At 28.1% G+C, this 17,552-nt stretch carries 17 protein-coding genes; 1 reads left to right on the forward strand and 16 read right to left on the reverse strand.

The annotated features are described in order from the left end of the window. On the reverse strand, nucleotides 1–1,209 hold a 1,209-nt coding region (locus B2671_RS04835), incomplete at its 3' end, for an L-aspartate oxidase (RefSeq protein WP_346869402.1). A 1-nt stretch (nucleotide 1,210) separates the two neighbouring features. Continuing rightward, nucleotides 1,211–2,119, reverse strand: a complete 909-nt coding sequence (gene nadA, locus B2671_RS04840) for a quinolinate synthase NadA (RefSeq protein WP_346869403.1) — start codon at nucleotides 2,117–2,119, stop codon at nucleotides 1,211–1,213. Nucleotides 2,120–2,363: 244 nt separating this feature from the next. Between nadA and B2671_RS04845 the strand changes: the two genes are divergently transcribed. Then, nucleotides 2,364–3,155 carry a lipid II flippase Amj family protein gene (locus B2671_RS04845; protein WP_346869404.1) on the forward strand — a complete coding sequence of 264 codons (792 nt, stop codon included), beginning with the start codon at nucleotides 2,364–2,366 and terminating at the stop codon, nucleotides 3,153–3,155. Between the two features lie 75 nt (nucleotides 3,156–3,230). Here the strand turns inward: B2671_RS04845 and B2671_RS04850 are convergent, their stop codons facing one another. The 14 genes from B2671_RS04850 to B2671_RS04915 all read right to left on the reverse strand — a co-directional run. Continuing rightward, nucleotides 3,231–4,121: a class I SAM-dependent methyltransferase gene (locus tag B2671_RS04850; protein ID WP_346869405.1), complete on the reverse strand. Its 891-nt coding sequence runs from the start codon at nucleotides 4,119–4,121 to the stop codon at nucleotides 3,231–3,233. A 232-nt stretch (nucleotides 4,122–4,353) separates the two neighbouring features. Next, the gene (locus B2671_RS04855; protein ID WP_346869406.1) at nucleotides 4,354–6,339 is read right to left on the reverse strand and encodes an ABC transporter permease; all 1,986 of its coding nucleotides are present in this window, start codon (nucleotides 6,337–6,339) and stop codon (nucleotides 4,354–4,356) included. Further along, the gene (locus B2671_RS04860; protein WP_346869407.1) at nucleotides 6,329–7,099 is read right to left on the reverse strand and encodes an ABC transporter ATP-binding protein; all 771 of its coding nucleotides are present in this window, start codon (nucleotides 7,097–7,099) and stop codon (nucleotides 6,329–6,331) included. The genes B2671_RS04855 and B2671_RS04860 overlap by 11 nt, the downstream gene beginning before the upstream one ends. A 94-nt stretch (nucleotides 7,100–7,193) precedes the next feature. Then, on the reverse strand, nucleotides 7,194–7,472 hold the full coding sequence (locus B2671_RS04865; RefSeq protein ID WP_346869427.1) for an ATP-binding protein: 279 nt from the start codon (nucleotides 7,470–7,472) through the stop codon (nucleotides 7,194–7,196). A 794-nt stretch (nucleotides 7,473–8,266) separates the two neighbouring features. Continuing rightward, a complete protein-coding gene (locus B2671_RS04870) occupies nucleotides 8,267–8,938 on the reverse strand; it encodes a response regulator transcription factor (RefSeq protein ID WP_346869408.1) in 672 nt (223 codons plus the stop codon). 132 nt (nucleotides 8,939–9,070) lie between these two features. After that, the gene (locus B2671_RS04875) at nucleotides 9,071–10,021 is read right to left on the reverse strand and encodes a hypothetical protein (RefSeq protein WP_346869409.1); all 951 of its coding nucleotides are present in this window, start codon (nucleotides 10,019–10,021) and stop codon (nucleotides 9,071–9,073) included. 161 nt (nucleotides 10,022–10,182) lie between these two features. Further along, nucleotides 10,183–10,737: a histidine phosphatase family protein gene (locus B2671_RS04880; RefSeq protein ID WP_346869410.1), complete on the reverse strand. Its 555-nt coding sequence runs from the start codon at nucleotides 10,735–10,737 to the stop codon at nucleotides 10,183–10,185. Between the two features lie 28 nt (nucleotides 10,738–10,765). Then, complete coding sequence (locus B2671_RS04885) at nucleotides 10,766–11,593, reverse strand: MerR family transcriptional regulator (RefSeq protein ID WP_346869411.1); 828 nt, start codon at nucleotides 11,591–11,593, stop codon at nucleotides 10,766–10,768. Between the two features lie 92 nt (nucleotides 11,594–11,685). After that, the gene (locus B2671_RS04890) at nucleotides 11,686–12,780 is read right to left on the reverse strand and encodes an MATE family efflux transporter (RefSeq protein ID WP_346869428.1); all 1,095 of its coding nucleotides are present in this window, start codon (nucleotides 12,778–12,780) and stop codon (nucleotides 11,686–11,688) included. A 621-nt stretch (nucleotides 12,781–13,401) separates the two neighbouring features. Next, entirely contained in the window at nucleotides 13,402–15,201 is a 1,800-nt protein-coding gene (gene pepF, locus B2671_RS04895; protein ID WP_346869412.1) for an oligoendopeptidase F, read from the reverse strand. Between the two features lie 80 nt (nucleotides 15,202–15,281). Further along, nucleotides 15,282–15,704 (reverse strand): hypothetical protein, encoded by a 423-nt coding sequence (locus tag B2671_RS04900; protein ID WP_346869413.1) that lies wholly within the window; start codon nucleotides 15,702–15,704, stop codon nucleotides 15,282–15,284. 594 nt (nucleotides 15,705–16,298) lie between these two features. After that, nucleotides 16,299–16,628, reverse strand: a complete 330-nt coding sequence (locus tag B2671_RS04905; RefSeq protein WP_035133205.1) for a winged helix-turn-helix transcriptional regulator — start codon at nucleotides 16,626–16,628, stop codon at nucleotides 16,299–16,301. Nucleotides 16,629–16,768: 140 nt separating this feature from the next. Then, on the reverse strand, nucleotides 16,769–17,359 hold the full coding sequence (locus B2671_RS04910) for a TlpA disulfide reductase family protein (protein WP_346869414.1): 591 nt from the start codon (nucleotides 17,357–17,359) through the stop codon (nucleotides 16,769–16,771). 9 nt (nucleotides 17,360–17,368) lie between these two features. After that, nucleotides 17,369–17,552: cytochrome c biogenesis protein CcdA (locus B2671_RS04915; protein ID WP_346869415.1), on the reverse strand; the 184-nt coding region annotated here is incomplete at its 5' end.

Raw genomic sequence — 17,552 nt, forward strand, 5'->3', positions numbered from 1 at the left:
AATTCTTTCAACTAATTCTCCACTTAGTTTATCATCACCTTCATCTACAAGTAAATTAATATGCTGTGCTGCCTTTCTACTGAAAACTAAGCCCTCTAATAAAGAATTACTAGCTAGTCTATTGCTACCATGTACCCCAGTACAACTAACTTCTCCTATAGCATATAAATCTTTCATAGATGTTTTTGAATTCAAATCAACCTGAATTCCTCCCATGCAATAATGATGAGCTGGAGCAATTGGTAATAAATCCTTCTCCATCCTATAACCACGTTTTAAACATTGCTCATAAATATATGGGAATCTATTTATTAAAAACTCCTTAGATTTATTAGTCATATCTAAAAAAACATAGGGTGTTTGTGGAGTCTTGCATATTTCCTTTAAAATCTCTCTTGAAACTATATCTCTAGGTAGTAAAGGATTTACAAATTTCTCTCCCAATGCATTTCTTATTACTCCCCCTTCTCCTCTAAGAGATTCTGATAGTAATAACTTTCGCCCCCTTACTTCTTCTTCATATAATGCAGTGGGATGAAGTTGAAGATAGGATATATCCTTCATAAGAATATTATGCTTTAATGCAATGCTAAGTCCATCACCTGTGATAGTTTCTATATTTGTTGTAGAATTAAAAATTCCCCCAATGCCACCAGTAGCTAATACTGTAGCCTTAGCATTTATAGTTATAATCTCATTTGAGTGTTCTATAATTCCACCTATACATCTATTTTTATATTGAATTATATCTAGTAATGTAGTGTCTTCCAATATAGTTATATTTTCTTTATTAGAAACATTATTTATTAGTTTTTCAATTACTTCCTTACCTGTTTCATCTTTAGAATGCACTATTCTAAACTTACTATGACCACCTTCTCTAGTATAGTTTAATTCATCAATATCCTTATCAAAATCTACTCCTAAACTCAATAATCTATTAATATTATCAGTAGAATTTTCAACTATCTGGGTAACAGCCTCTAATTTATTTTTATAATTGCCAGCTTTTAAAGTATCCTCTATAAAAGCTTCCTTGTCTCCAATATCCCTTAGGGTTGAAATACCACCTTGAGCTAAATAACTGTTACAATCTCTTAACTTATTTTTAGTTATTATTAAAACTCTAAGATTATCCTTCAAATTACAAGCAGTATAAAGGCCTGCAATACCTGTCCCTATAATTAATACATCATATTTTATATTCATTTTACTTATTAGATAGAATATGCATATTTTCTAAAGATTTATGGGCTTCCAATCTTAGCTCCTCTTCAATATGCACTTCAAACTCCTCATTAATTAAGCAATTATATAAATCTTTCATTGATATTTTTTTCATATTGGGACAAATCATTCCGCTTTCAATAGGGATAAAGGTTTTATTGGGACTTTTTTCTTTCATCTGATAAAGAACGCCTTCCTCTGTTACTACTATAAATCCATTAGTTCCATCTTCAACACTATAATCTATAAGTTCAGAAGTACTTCCTATGAAATCCCCCAAATCCCTTACTTTTTTAGAGCACTCTGGATGAACTAGTACCTTAAAATTTGGATATCTATTCTTTAAAGTTAAAACCTCTTCCTCTTCAACTCTCTCGTGAACTGGACAAAACCCATCATAAAGTATAAATTTCTTGCTCTGTATATTTTCTTGCAAATAACTACCTAGATTTCTATCTGGAAGGAATATTATTTCTTCTTCTTCTATGTTATTTAAAATTGCCTTAGCAGAGGATGATGTAACACAAACGTCAGATAATGCTTTAATATCTCCATTTGAATTTATATATGTTACTACCTTTGCTTTAGGATTTCTTAATTTCATAGCTTTTAATTTATCTACTGTAGCCATATCTGCCATTGGACATGTAGTATCATTTACTGGAATTAATATTTTTTTATTAGGTGATAATATTTTGGCACTTTCAGCCATAAATTTTACTCCACAAAATACTATTATATCTTTAGAACTTTCCATAGCTTTCTTGCTTAAAAAATATGAGTCTCCTACTATGTCTGCAACTTCCTGTATTTCTGCTTTTTCATAAAGATGAGCTAAAACTAAAGCATTCTTCTCTTTTTTTAATTTTAATATGTCTTCTTTTAAACCCAAATTTTACACACCTCCGTCATGTAACTATACATCTGTATATACACCTAGTATAGCACCATCTTGAAGCTTGTCAATAATATGTGAAGTTATATTAGAAAATATTTATAAGAATTTTCCTCTCTCTAGTGCTTCTTATAATAATTGAATAACCTAGTTTTATTTCTGAATATGTTATATACTATTAATACATTTCTAATTGTTGTAAAAATATAGATATATTTGAAAATGGAATGGAGGAATAACTTTGAGTACTCAAATTATGATTGTTTTAGTTTTGAATTTTATAATTGCCATAATAGGAACATTAGCTTACTCTGTAAGACTTGTAGGTGTTAGAACAGGTAAAATAGCAATAACCTTTGCTGTATTTAATATATTATCTTTAGTATCAAGAACAGCCTTAACTTTTCAAGCTCCTCTACTAACAAAGTTTGTTGAGAATAGTACAGGTGGAAGTGATGTATTAAACCTTTTTAAGTTAATTATAATAGTTTCTGGTATAGCTACCCTAGTAGGCGCCTTTCTAATTCCTACTTTTCAAAGATTATTTTATAAAGGTGTCATCCGGTTTTCTATTGATAAATCTATACCGAAGCTAATTATGCACAGTTTTTCAAAGGCAGGTGTCCATTATATGAGGGACTGTATTTCAATTCCAGTGAAAGAAAGTGTAACTAAAATTAATTTTAAAAAGCTACCTTTAAAAATAATAATTTATAATATAATTGCAGTTGCAATATTAACTGTAGGAGCCTTAGCACCAATTTATGCTGGTACCATAGTTCCTGATTTAAGGGCAACTTGTATAACCCTATCCTCAGTAATAAATGGATTTGCTACAATCCTAATGTCTATTTTTATAGATCCACAACTATCCATTATGACTGATGATGTAATAGACGGTAAGTGTCCTGAAGAAGATTTTCGTAGCTGCGTTATTGCCATGATAGGAAGTAAGACTATTGGAACCTTCGCTGCTCTTCCACTGCTTATACCAGCTTCTTATATAATAGTATTAGTAGCTAAAATTTTTTAATTTCTCAATATAAAAGTAGCTAGGCTTGCATAAATGCAAATCTAGCTACTTTAGATTTTTAGAGAATTTATTTCACTATTTTGTACCATAAGATATAAGGGTACATGGCGTTTGAATAATATATGCACTACCTTTATTACTCATAACATACTGACCTATTTTTGACTCACCATCTACGAATATTTTAGCTTCCTGCTCACTTAAACCTCTATCTATAAGAGCGTTTATATAGCCTACCTTCTCATTCTCTGATAGCTGTTTATTCCAATTCCAAGCAGTAGTAATTGCATCAAATTGTTTATCATGTTCTTCTTTATTACCATAGGGATTAATAAATTTAACTCTATCATTCATTCGCACATCAACATTATGTAATCCTAACTCTTGCATAATTTCAGGAATTTTAACACCAACTCTATAATCTCTACCTCCATTTTCTAATTCCTTCTTATACATTTTTCGATATAAATGTATAATTCCAAGTTCAGTGTAATCTAATCCACTAAAATATTGACCTGTCTTTTCTATTTCTAGATCTGCCTCCATACAAACAACTAAACCACCACTTACAACTGATTGTACCATTTTATCAAGAATATTCTTTGTATTTGGAATATGTCTTAATACTGCTTGCGATATAGCTATATCATAATCTTCAGTTGGTATGTACTCATTCAAGTCTGCCTTTATAAATTTTGTTATATATCCTGAATTTGTAAAAATGTCTTTTGCATCATCTAAGAGAGTATCACTAATATCAATACCTGTATATGTACTTCCTTTAGGTAATATGGGCAATAATAGTAATCCAACATATCCAAAGCCACAACCAAAATCAATGATATTTACAGGCTTACTAACTTTCCAAACCTTCTCTACTAAGAATTCTATATAATCATTATTACACCATCCAGTACGTATAGCTTTTAAAAAATCCAATCTCCCATTCCAATATGATTCATTCACAATTTTCCCCTCCCTTAATAAAATAAAGATAATATTCCCTGTTCTTTCTACTCAACAAGCTCCTCAAATTATTTATTTTAAAAAAGATTTTCTATTACATATAATTGAAATTTATAGTTTATATGGTAACATATTCTGTTATAAATATCTATAAATTAAAATAAACTACTTCAAATTCTATTTGTTTTGAAGTAGTTTACTATACTATATACTATAAAATTTAAACTCTTTACTAATTTCCTTTAATCATTTTTTTACTACCAGAATAGGTGGCTAAGAAGTACCCACCATAAACTATTACTAATATCACTGATGCAACTACTATATGATCCACCATGCTTGCACCTCCAAATATAGCTACTATATCTGAAGCTAATTTTAATCCTACTATAGAGTGAACTATAGCTAAGGATAAGGGCATCATAAAGTAAATTGCTACTTGGGTTAATATAGAGTGATTTATCATAGATTCATCTACTCCAACCTTTCTTAGAAGAGTATATCTTTCTGTGTTATCTGCAGATTCTGATAACTGTTGAAGGGCTAATACCGCTGCTGAAGTAATTAGGAATATGATTCCCATGTATATGGCAAGGTATGATGCTAAAGCTCCTAGTCCTGTAGACTGCTCCTTAATTTCTTCCTTAGTAATATATCTAGTATTTAAATCATCATTACCATTATATTCTCTAATATTAACATCTAAAGCTTCTCTTATTTTACTACCATCTCCACTATAGTTTAAATTTAAATATCCCATAGTGGGAGCTAAGCCCTCTACTATAGAATCCTCTACTAAAAATACACAAATATTGTGCTTCATCATGCCATTGTAAATTACTACTTCTAATGCTTTCCCCTTATAAGGTATAAGTTTTTTACCAGCTACAATAATTTCAGTGTTATTATCTAAAGACTCCTGTAAACTTTCTGTCATATCGCTTATATCTCCAAAAACTGCATATTCACCCTGATTAAGTTTTACTTCTTCTCTATTTAACATCTTCATTATCTTATTAAAATCAGACACTTTCATTACAGGAATATTTACATTTGTAAATACTGGGTAATAACTACTTCCATTTTCTAATCCCTTTTCATCTAGAAAATCTGCAAAAGTAAAATCATTATCATATTCCTTATAGTTTACATAGTTATCTTCATATTTTGATATATCTACATTATACTTTTTTAACACGGTCTCCACATCTGCTCCTTTATTGTCCCAAAAACTCATATCGAATTGAGTTAAATCGTCAATTTCAGTATTCATAGCTGTACTAATTCCAAGTCCTCCTGAAAGAGTACATATTGCTACAAATAGCATTAAACATATAAAGGTCATAGATATAAAGGTAGTGTTAATTTTACTATTTATTTGCCTTAACACAAACATATTTAAATTTCTTAAATAAAACTTCTTACTACTTTGAACTACCTTGAGTAAGAATCCTGCAAGGGAAAAGAAAAATAGAAATGTTCCTACAGCTCCAAGTGCAATGGCTATTAATATATTTTTATCAAAACTAGCTATTCCATTTTTAAGCACTATGTAATATCCACTTCCTATGGTTATTACACTAATTATAAATACAACTACAGAAGTCCATATGTTTTTTATTTTCATTTTTTCATTAAACTTAGCAGAAGTTAATAGATTTATTAGTTTTACTTTTCTTACAATAATGGAGTTAAAAATAAGAATTATAAGGTATATAACACCGAAGCAAAGAATAGTTTTTATAAAGGCATCCATAGAAAATATAAACCTAAACCCTGTTAAATCCACTTTAAAAAGTTTTGCTGTAACTACAGATAGTCCTTGTGATAAAAATATTCCTAACATAAGACCTAGTGCTAAAGAAATTACTCCTATCATCATAGTCTCTATAAATAATAAAGAGGATAATCTAGAGTTTTCCATACCTAAGGTCATATAAACTCCAAATTCCTTTTTTCTTCTTTTAATTAAGTAATTATTGGCATAGACTATCAAAAAACCTAGTATAAAAGAAATAAATATTGATGCTACTCCCATAATTTTACTTATTAAGTGAAACATATTTTTATGCATTTCACTAACTTCCATTAAAATACTTTGAGCTTCAATGGAGTTAAAGGTGTAAAATATACATACCCCAAATACTAGAGTTAAGAAATATATAGTATAATCCTTAAAACTTCTTTTTAAATTCCTAGCAGCTAATTTAAAATACATCTCTTTGGTCACCTCCAAGTAGAGTTACCACTTCAATTATCTTATTAAAGAATTCCTTCCTTGAATCCTTTCCTCTAATTAACTCATTAAATATCTTACCATCCTTTATAAATAGAATTCTACTAGCATAGCTAGCTGTAAAGGCGTCATGAGTTACCATCATAATAGTAGCTCCTAAATTAGTATTAAGCTCCTCTAAGCTTTCTAGTAACATCTTTGCAGATTTAGAATCTAAAGCACCTGTAGGCTCATCTGCAAGAACTAACGATGGATTTGTAATTATAGCTCTAGCTGATGCTACTCTTTGTTTTTGACCACCTGACATTTCATAGGGATATTTATTTAAGACTTCCTCTATATTTAAACTCTTAGCAACCTCTTCAACTCTTCTATTAATCTCTTTGTGATTTACCTTTCCAATAGTTAATGCTAATGCAATATTTTCATAGGCAGTTAAGGTATCTAAAAGATTAAAGTCTTGAAATATAAAACCTAAATTTTCTCGTCTAAATCTAGCTAATCCCTTAGAATTTATTGAAGTTACATCCTTTCCTTCAATATGAATATGACCACTAGTTACCTTATCTATGGTGGATATACAGTTTAATAAAGTTGTTTTTCCACTACCGGAAGCACCCATTATTCCTATGAATTCTCCCTCTTCAACAGAGAAACTAATATTATTTATGGCCTTAGTTATATTACCATTACTTCCATAGTACTTTTCTATATTACTCACTTTTAATACTTCTTTTTTCATCTTCTTTCCTCCTGTTCTCTATACCTATATATTACATGTATAGAAAATATCCATCCATAGAAAAACCTAACAGAAATCTTACGTTTTTGTTAGGTTAATCTTTTAATATGAACATTTTATTTATAGGAAATAAGATAGATACTGTAGTACCTTTATAAGTTTTAGACCTTATCTTTATACCAAGCCCTAATTTCTCGCAGAGATTTTTACAAAGATATAAGCCTATTCCTGTAGATTTTCCAAAGATTCTTCCATTTTCTCCAGTATACCCTTTTTCAAATACTTTACCAATAGAGCTTTCGCCAATACCTATACCATTATCTTCTATGCTTAAAATAATGTCCTCTTCCTTTTCTATGCAATATATTTTAATAGTATCTTGGTTTTTATGCTCTTCACCTAATGAGTTTTNNTTTTAATAGAATTTGATATAATCTGATTTAATATAAATTCTACCCATTTACTATCTGCATAAACGATTTTATCTACATTACCAATTTCAATTTTAATTCCTTTTTCAATAAGGACTCTAGCATTTTTTTTTATTGTTGCATTAATACAGTTTTTAAGACTTATCTCTCTAATCATATAATCCTTCTCTATATTATTACTTCTAGTATAAAAAAGAGCTTGTTCTATATAATTTTCTACCTTATCTAAATCTTCCTCTATACTATTTGTAATTAGAGATGGGTTATTTTCTATGGTTAATCTACTAGAAGCAATAGGTGTTTTAATTTCATGAACCCATAGCTCTATATAATCCTTATATTCACTATTTTTAATGGTTAAAGTAGATATTTCATCATTCATAGCCTTATCTGTCTCTTGAATTACTTCGTATAAAATTCTTCCCTCTAAGAAGTTAGGCTCCTCTACAACCTCAGAAATAAGATATTTCTTATCTAGATTATTTAATCCATGTAAAAGGTTATTATAAAATTTTCTTTTTGTAAAATAATCAAATATATAAAACAGGGATGAGCCTATAAAATTTAGAATCTCCACAAAAAAAATGGCATAGATATCTACCTTTAATGCTTTTAACAATATTCCTGTAAATAGGAAAATTATTGCATTTATAATCAAAAAAACTATTTTTTCTTTTATATATTCTTTAATATTCATTAAAATTTCCTTCCTTTAGGTTTAATTTATTTTAATGTTTTAACCTAAAATATAACCTTGGCCTCTTTTAGTTTGTAAATAGCCAACAGCTCCTATTTCATCTAATTTTTTTCTTAGCCTATTTATGTTTACAGTTAAAGTATTATCATCTACAAACTCATCAGATTGCCATAGACATTTCATAAGTTCATCTCTAGATACTATTTTTTCCTTACTTTTAATTAATGTATATAGAATTTTACTTTCATTTTTAGTTAATTCTTGTTTTTTATCATCAAACTCTATTTCACTAGTAGAAAGATTATATTTAAGTCCTCTACAAGGAAAAATCTCCATATCATTACTTCTATACGTTCTTCTAATAATTGATGCAATCCTAGCTAATAATATTTCAGTATTATATGGTTTAGTAATAAAATCATCAGCCCCTAGATTCATACTCATTAATTCATCCATATCACTATCTCTACTAGTTACAACAATAATAGGCACACTAGAAGTTTTTCTTATTTCTCTACAGATATAGTAGCCATCATAATAAGGTAAATTAATATCTAACAATACTAAATTAGGTTCTGCCTCTAAAGCCTCCTCTACTATGTTCTCAAAATTATCAGAGGTTATAATGTCATAACCATATCTATTTAAAAAAGTACTTAGCTCTCTTCTAATCTTTTCTTCATCTTCAATAATAAAAATCTTTTCTTTCATAAGTTAACCACCTCATTTATGATTATATCTAATTTGGTTTATTTTAACAAAGTTTATTTAAATAAAAAACAAATAAAATCTTTCAATTTTATTTGTTTCCCATTTAAAAATTTATTACTTATTATTCTTTAATTAAATATTAATCTCTTGTACATCTATTTTATAATTACTTTGCTTATAAACTCTAATTATGTATGACACTGACCCTATCAATGTTAATATATATCCAACGACCAAATCTGTTAAAAATGGTCTTACAATAGATTCTTCTGTTAAAAATTCTGGTACTGATCTTATTGCGTCAAAAATAGTAATGTCAAGTTCTTTATAGGCATTATATATATCAATTCCTAGAGATATATGTTGAGCTAGATATACAGATGCAATAGTTATAATTGAAGTAATTATTATTCCTGTTAAATTTAATTTCCCACCAAATAACTCATATCCTTTTATGCTACATACTGCTATTGCTAATCCACCTACAGCTGCTATATAGCCTAATTGATATATAATAATCCAAACTACAGCTCCAATAAGCGCTCCAATTAACGAACCTACTATACCACCAATTATATTACTTTTTTTCTCACGTTGTGCTTGCTGATTCATTGCAATAGAATTCTTAACATCTAATCTGCAGTTAACACAACATGATTTAATAACACCATTTACTATTAGTGGTGCCATTACATTAGATTCTCCACATATTTCGCAACATGAAACAAAACTATTTGTATTTGCAAAATTTAATATTTCATTAATTATATTCATAATAATTTCTGTTTTATTTTGCTTTTTAAGCCTAGGAGCATAGTTTATTTTTATACTAAAACCTTCATAGCTTGCTACTGATATCCCTTTATATTTACCTCTTAATTCATTTAAAAACATGCTTACTTTTTCTACACTAAACTCTTGAGGTATTTTTAATGGAATATGCATATAAGATATGTTTTGTGATTTGCTTAAGGTTCCTATTGACAAGTTGTATCCTCTATATGTTCCTGTTAGTAAACCCTCTTTTTCTAAATCATTCAATTGAGTGATTTGCTTAATTTCATTTAATATTTTCTTTTGCATTCTTATCTCCTTTGCAATTTTATCTATTCCTTTTGTACTACTATATTTATATCGATATTCACTTTATAAAACTTAATAGTATATTCTAAGATATTTGATAAAATTCTAAACGCTAATACTTTATAACTTATACTATTCTCCTCTTGGTGGTATATATTATTCTAAGCTTTCCATACTCTCTTAATATCTATTATACTTTTTATATCATTAGTTTCAAATCTCAATAAATATACATCTGGATTACTTAAATTTTTCCAAAAATCAAAACCTGAAACCTTATCAAAATACCTCATTATTAAAGAAAATAACTCTCCATGTGTTACTATTGCTACATTTTCCTCTTCCAACTTTAAAATATCAGTTAAAGCTTCAATGGCCCTTTTAGTAGCTTCATTTGAAGATTCTCCTCCATGAAAGGTTATATCCATATCTTCATAGGCTACTAATAAATAAGGTGTGTAATCATCTACTACATAAGGTAGCAATAACTTTTCTCTTACTCTTTCATCAATATTTATTTCTAACCCTAAATGCTTTGCGAAGGGTGTTATTGTCTTTATAGCTCTTACATAGGGACTAGATACTATATAATTAATATTATACTTTAATAAATAGTCCTTTAATTCTAATGCTTGATCTATACCAATCTCTGTTAACTCTGCCTCAGCTGGCTGTCCATATGCCTTACAATGTCTAATTAAATAAATGTTCTTCATGCTATCTCTCCTATATTGTCATTTTAAATTACTTATTTTCATCTATTAAAATTTGAATTTGTCCTAAAGCTTTTTCCTCTTTGTCTATCCCGCATCTTGTCATTATATATATCTCATAAAAATCCCCATTAACTATTATATTATTTTTTTCAATATACTCAACTAACTTTCTGTAATATTTGCTTGTATCTTTATAATCGTCATCAAAGTTTATTGTAATATAATTTCCTGATTTTAGTATAATTACTTTTTTTTCATCTATGTCCATATTTTCATTTATACTTATCATTAAATTATTGTATGTTAACTTTTCTTTACTTTTAAAATCTTCATAAGATGTTGGAAAAACTAACTCTTTATTAGTGCTTCCATATTTTTTTTCTATATATCCTAAGGCTTTAGATAGATTTATTTCAAATTCTTCTGTATATCTATGGGTATTACTATATTTTATAAATTTTCTCTCAGTACAATATTTTATAAAAGGCTCATTTATTCCCTCTTTTAATACTGTTTGAATTCTATCCTCTAAGAAACATATATTATTTTTTATGCTATCTAACTCTTTTATCTTTTCTTCTACTATTTCTTTTTGCTTTGTTATTATATCTAAAATAGAGTTAATGGACGTGTAATTATTTACCAATATTTTTATTTCATCTAGAGATAGCCCCATAGCTTTACATTGTTTTATCAAATCTAAAATTATAAAGTGTTTTACTGAGTAGTATCTATACTTACTCTTTTCATTTACATAGGCCGGCTTTAACAATCCAATTTTGTCATAATGCCTTAATGTTTGTATAGAAATATTATGTAATTTAGATACTTCACCAATTGAAAATCTTGTATCCATATACTCTCACCCCATTATTATTATATCCTAAATTTCAAAAATAGGCTGTCCAAAATCCTTAAATTTTGGACAGCCCTCTACTGTTCTAAATTCTATGCACTTAATACTTCTTTAGTAGATACTCTTATATTAGCCACTATACTTATAGTTATAAATGTAAGGCTTTCTGATAATATTGTACCTGCCCAAATTCCATTTGCTCCAAAGACTTTATAAAGTATCATTAGTGAAATTGGCAAGTATATAACAGACCTTAAAAGACAACTTAAATTTGAGTATTTGGGCATCTCTAAGGCTTGGAAATAAACTAATGTATTTAAATTTATTCCAACGGCAAAATAACTTACACTTGCTATTCTAAGTGCTATATATGCAAGATTTGCAATTACAGGATCTGCTGTAAATATACCTATAAGTGCTGGACCAAATATAAAACATATTATAACAGAGAAACCACTAATTATTGTTGAAGATATACATGTTATCTTGAAAAATCCTAGCATTTGTTCTCCATCTTTTTTACCAAAATTATAGCTAATAAGAGGCTGTACTCCTAAAGTCAAGCCATAAAGAACCATATATATATTTGTTGTTATATAGTTAATTATACTATAGGCTGAAATTCCTTTTTCTCCAATAAACATAACTAAAACAATATTATGTATTAATACCATTATTGAATAACTTCCTTGAGCAAAAAAAGACGGAAATCCTATTAAACAAAATTCTTTTAAATCTCTTTTATTTATTTTTACATTACCAAAGGTTAAATAACCTTTCTTCATAATAAAATGTGGCAATAACACAGATACTGTAATAATTTGACCAAGGCCTGTAGCTATTGCAGCTCCCTTTATGCCTAATCCAAATTTAAATATAAATATATAATCTAAGATGATATTAGTTACTGCTCCTGCAATTGTTGATATCATGGCAAGCTTTGGCCTTCCATCATTTCTTACAAAACTACTTAGTACTATTCCTATCAAGTTAGGGATACAAAAGATTGCATAAAATCTTAAATATTCCACTGCTAATCCTTTTAAACTAGTTGTTGCTCCTAAAATAGTTACTATTTGTTCTGTGAATATAATACATGTAATACTTATAATACCACTGGCTATTAAAAGAAACTTAAATACTTGTCTAAAAATAATTACTGCTCTATCTATATTTTTTGCACCTATGTTTTTANNCTATGGCAAACATTGAAGCAAGTCCAAATAACATCACTGTAAAGGGAAGTACAATATTTACTGATGCCAATGCTAAATCACCGACACCTTGCCCAACAAATATTCCATCCACTACTGTATATAAAGACGATATGAACATGGCAAGGGCAGAAGGCACTGCATATTTAAAAAATTCTTTCAATCTATTCTCTTTTTCCATACTTTATTCTCCTTTGTTTTTTATACTACCTTATACATAATAAAGTCTATCCTTAGTATAGAGTCAATAGTTTTTTCATATATATCCATAAATTATATATCTATCTAATGAATAGATTGTTATTATCTTTAGAAAAGACTGCAGTAAAGAAAAAGATTTCGTAAATAATCAAAGAATATTAGTAAACAGCATATATTATTATCACTTGTCAGTTAATATGAAAAAATACATTAATGAACTTTAATATAGTTGATAATTTACTAAACACATAATAGCAACTTTTATATTGTAATAAAAAAGAAAGATGATTTCAAAGTACATAATTACTTTTAAATCATCTTTCTTTACTATTATCAACTAAAAAATCTTAATATTTTTTAATTCATTTTCCAATATTCCAAGTATAATTTTTCTTATAATTCTTTTTCAAGCATAGCCAAAAGTTCATCAAATCTATTAATTGTATCTTCTAACGGCTTTGGTGTAGTCATATCTACCCCAGCTTTTTTTAGTATTTCAATTGGATAGTCACTACATCCAGCTTTTAAGAAGCCTTTATATTTTTCTACTGCCTCTTCCCCTTCTTTAAGAATTTTTTCATAGAAAGAGTTAGCTGCTGCAAAACCTGTTACATATTGATATACATAGAAATCTCTATAGAAATGAGGAATTCTTGCCCATTCAATGTCAATTTCACTATCTACTACCATAATATCTCCAAAGTAGTTAACATTTAAGTCATGATAAATCTTACATAAATCATCACTAGATAAAGCTTCACCCTGTTCCATTTTTTCATGGACACTCATTTCAAACTCTGCAAACATGGTCTGTCTAAATACAGTAGTTCTAATTCCTTCAAGTTGTTGATTTATTAAATATAATCTTTTAGCTTTATCTTTTTCATTTTTTATTAAATAGTCTATCAATAAACACTCATTAGTAGTAGATGCCACTTCAGCACAGAATAATTCATAATCAGCATAGGTATATGGTTGATTATTTCTTGAATAATAGGAGTGTATGCTATGACCCATTTCATGAATTAAGGTAGACACATCATTCACTTGATTTTTATAGTTTAATAAGATATATGGCATAGAGGTATAGCTACCACTAGAGTAAGCTCCTCCTCTTTTTCCCTTGTTCTCATAAACATCAATCCAACCTTCTTTAACACCTTTACTAAAGATATCAATATACTCTTTCCCCATTGGCTCTAGAGCTTTTTCACAAAGAGCTACTCCTTCTTCAAAAGCTATATTAAACTTTGGTGCATCAATAATTGGCACATATAAATCATACATATGAATTTCATCTAAGTTAAGTAATTTCTTTTTTAGCTCTACATATCTGTGAAGCGAATCTATTCTTTTATTCACTGTGTTTACTACATTTTTATATACTTCCACAGGAATTTTATTAGGCTTTAAAGATGCTTCAAGACAAGAGTTATATTTTCTAATTTTACTTTCAAAAATAAAGTTCTTAACAGAAGCAGTATATGAAGTTGACACGGTATTTTCATAATTCTTATAAGTTTTAAATAGTACCTCAAAGGCTTCTTTTCTGACTTTTCTGTCTTTACTTGTGATAAATACTGAATAATTTGAAGCTGTAAGCTCTACTTCGTTACCATCTTCATCCTTTATTTTGGGAAAGGTTATATCAGCATTAGTAAGCATAGTGAATATATTACTTGGTGCACTTAGACAATCACTAACATTTGCTAATATATTCTCTTCTGATTCACTTAAAATATGAGGTTTACCTTCAAATATATTTGTAATATATCTTTCATAATGTTTTAATCCAGAAGTATTTTCTATAAGCTTCTTAATATCTTCCACTTCCATAGTTAACAGTTCTGGAAGGAAAAATGAAATTATTCCACTAAATTCAGCTCCAAAAGTAGATATTTTATCCATCATAACTTGATATTTAGAGTTAGATTTATTTTCATCACTTCTTAAGTGAGCATATACTACTAAATCCTCATATAAACTTGCCATCTCTTCATATTGATGTAAGTAATCTAATAGTTTAGCTCCTATACTAAGCTGACCCTTAAATTCTAAAAGACTTGGAGCTTTTTCCTTTAATTTTCTAAAATCTTCTTCCCACTTTTCATCAGTGGCGTACATTTTATCTACTTTCCATTTATATTTTTCTTGAACTTCTTCTCTTGTCTTTATTTTTTCCATTGTTGCCATGTTGCACCTCCATATTACTATTTAATGATAAAATTTTCCTTAATCACTATTATACCCTAATATATTTTTTTGTAAAATATCTACTTATTTTTGCAGAAGTTTCTAGTGTTTTTGATAACCGCTGCTCGAATTTTCTCCTTTATGTATGGATTATTATATATATGATCAGAGTTAAATTTACAACTATTCATTAATGAAATAAAAGTAATTCTTCTATTTCCTTTATTTAATCTAGCTATTGCTCTATCTATTTTTTTATCTATAGCTTGAATTTCCTTTTCAAACTTTATTTTTTCTAAAATATATCCTCTTAATTCAGGATACTTAAAAACAGTAATATTAGTAATATCAGCTACCTTTACTACACTGGCAAAAACTAATCTATCTTCCTTAGAAATTATAGTTTTTATTGCTTCATCTATGTCTAATTTATACTTACTTAAGTTATCTGCATTCTCCACATAATTATAAAATTCATTATCTTTAGTTATGTAATTTTCCATCTTAAGCTCCTTTTTAATCCTCTTATGTATTTGCTTTTTAACTTGTTATACTAATGAAAAGAACTAACAATATAGCTATTAAATCTTCATATTTTAGCATGTTTTTAATCCTCTACTTAAATGACAAACCCTTGAAACCTGCATGAACAGAACAACTATTTAAATAGTTATATATTTATATAGTTATATAGTTTCCTATTTAAATAGGTATATTTTAAAATACATTCATATTCAAATAGTTTAAATTATCATTACTAATAATCATTATAACTTATTTTATTAATACTTTAAAACCTGAATTTAATTGTAAGCTTAATATAAAAGGATATCTTAGCTTATTAACTTTAAAATGTACCCTATATAATAGACTTTTTTTAAAGTGTCTACTATATAGGGTACATTTTAAGCTTTAAGATATCCTTTTTATTTTGTCCGATGACTACCAGCTCTAATACTCCCCTCTTCTTCAAAGTGGGAGTAAAGAGCAGTTACGTCCCTGGATAACAATTTCTAAGCTTCATTGGGATTTAATACTCCCTCTGAAGCAAAGAACTCTGTTTATTAATTTTGATTTCCCTCATTTATATTATAATCTTACTTGCAAGGCAAATTTTTTTCACCCCACAAAACCATTTGCTCAATAGTTGGGAGTAAGGATTTCCCCTTAGGTGTAAGATAATAAACTGACTCTACTTGATTGTTGTTTATCTCTTTTTCATTATCTATGATTTCGCTGTTTATAAGAATTTCTAGCTGCTGAGATAGCATTTTCTTACTACAACCCTTCATTCGACGATTTAATTCTCCAAATCTTTTACTATCCTTACTTAGTGACCAAATTATATTAGCTACCCACTTCTTGCCTAAAATATTTGCTAAAGCTTCTACTGGGCAGTGATATTCTTCATTATTTGCTACAAACATAACTTCTCTCCTTTAGTATATACCTCTAAAAACTTTTATATAATTAAATAAGTATACGCTATTAAGTATATATTATACCTGTATCATTTTTCTTTAGCTACTCTTAATACACTTTTTTCACTAATTATTAATAGTTTTATCTATTTCTTAATTCTCTCTATCATATCATCTAAAAATTCTTCATTGACTATCCCAATTCTTTCCATAGTAATGAATCCATCCTTATCTATAAAAACAGTTCTTGGTATACTTGCAACATTGTATTTATTAGCAAAATCTAAATCCTTATCATATAAAGTTAGCATATCATATCCATTATCCACCATAAACTTTTTAGCACTTTCTACAGTTTCTCTTTGCCCATCTGTCATATTTATCATTAATATTTTAACATTGTCTCCATATTTATTATTTGCTTCCTTAAATAGAGGCATTTCACTCTGGCAAGGTCCACACCAACTAGCCCAATAATTTAGTACCACTGGTGTACCCTTGTAATCTGATAGTTTAACTTCCTTTCCATCTTCATCATATACTGTAAAGTCTACAGCTTTGACCTTTGTATCCTCTGTATTTCCTTCCTCACCAGTGATAAGACTATCACTTATTCCTTTATTGTTATTTTTATCATTTTCCTTATATCGAGATGATAGTTCATTATATCCTAAATAAACCAATATAAAAAATATAATGAAACCTATAATCCATATAATTATATTTTTATTTTTCATAACTTCCTCCTAAAAACTTAAAATTGAAAGTATTTTATTTAAATATCCTGTCATCATTGCAATTCCTATAACTACAAGAATTATTCCAGAAATCCTATTAATTATTTTATAATTTCTTTTTATAAAATCTAAGGTTTCCTTTAGCTTCCCTATCAAAATAGCAGATATAATAAAGGGGATTCCTAATCCTATA

It is taken from the genome of Clostridium sp. UBA5119, assembly GCF_002414285.1.
In the GTDB taxonomy this organism is placed as follows: domain Bacteria; phylum Bacillota; class Clostridia; order Clostridiales; family Clostridiaceae; genus Clostridium_J; species Clostridium_J sulfidigenes.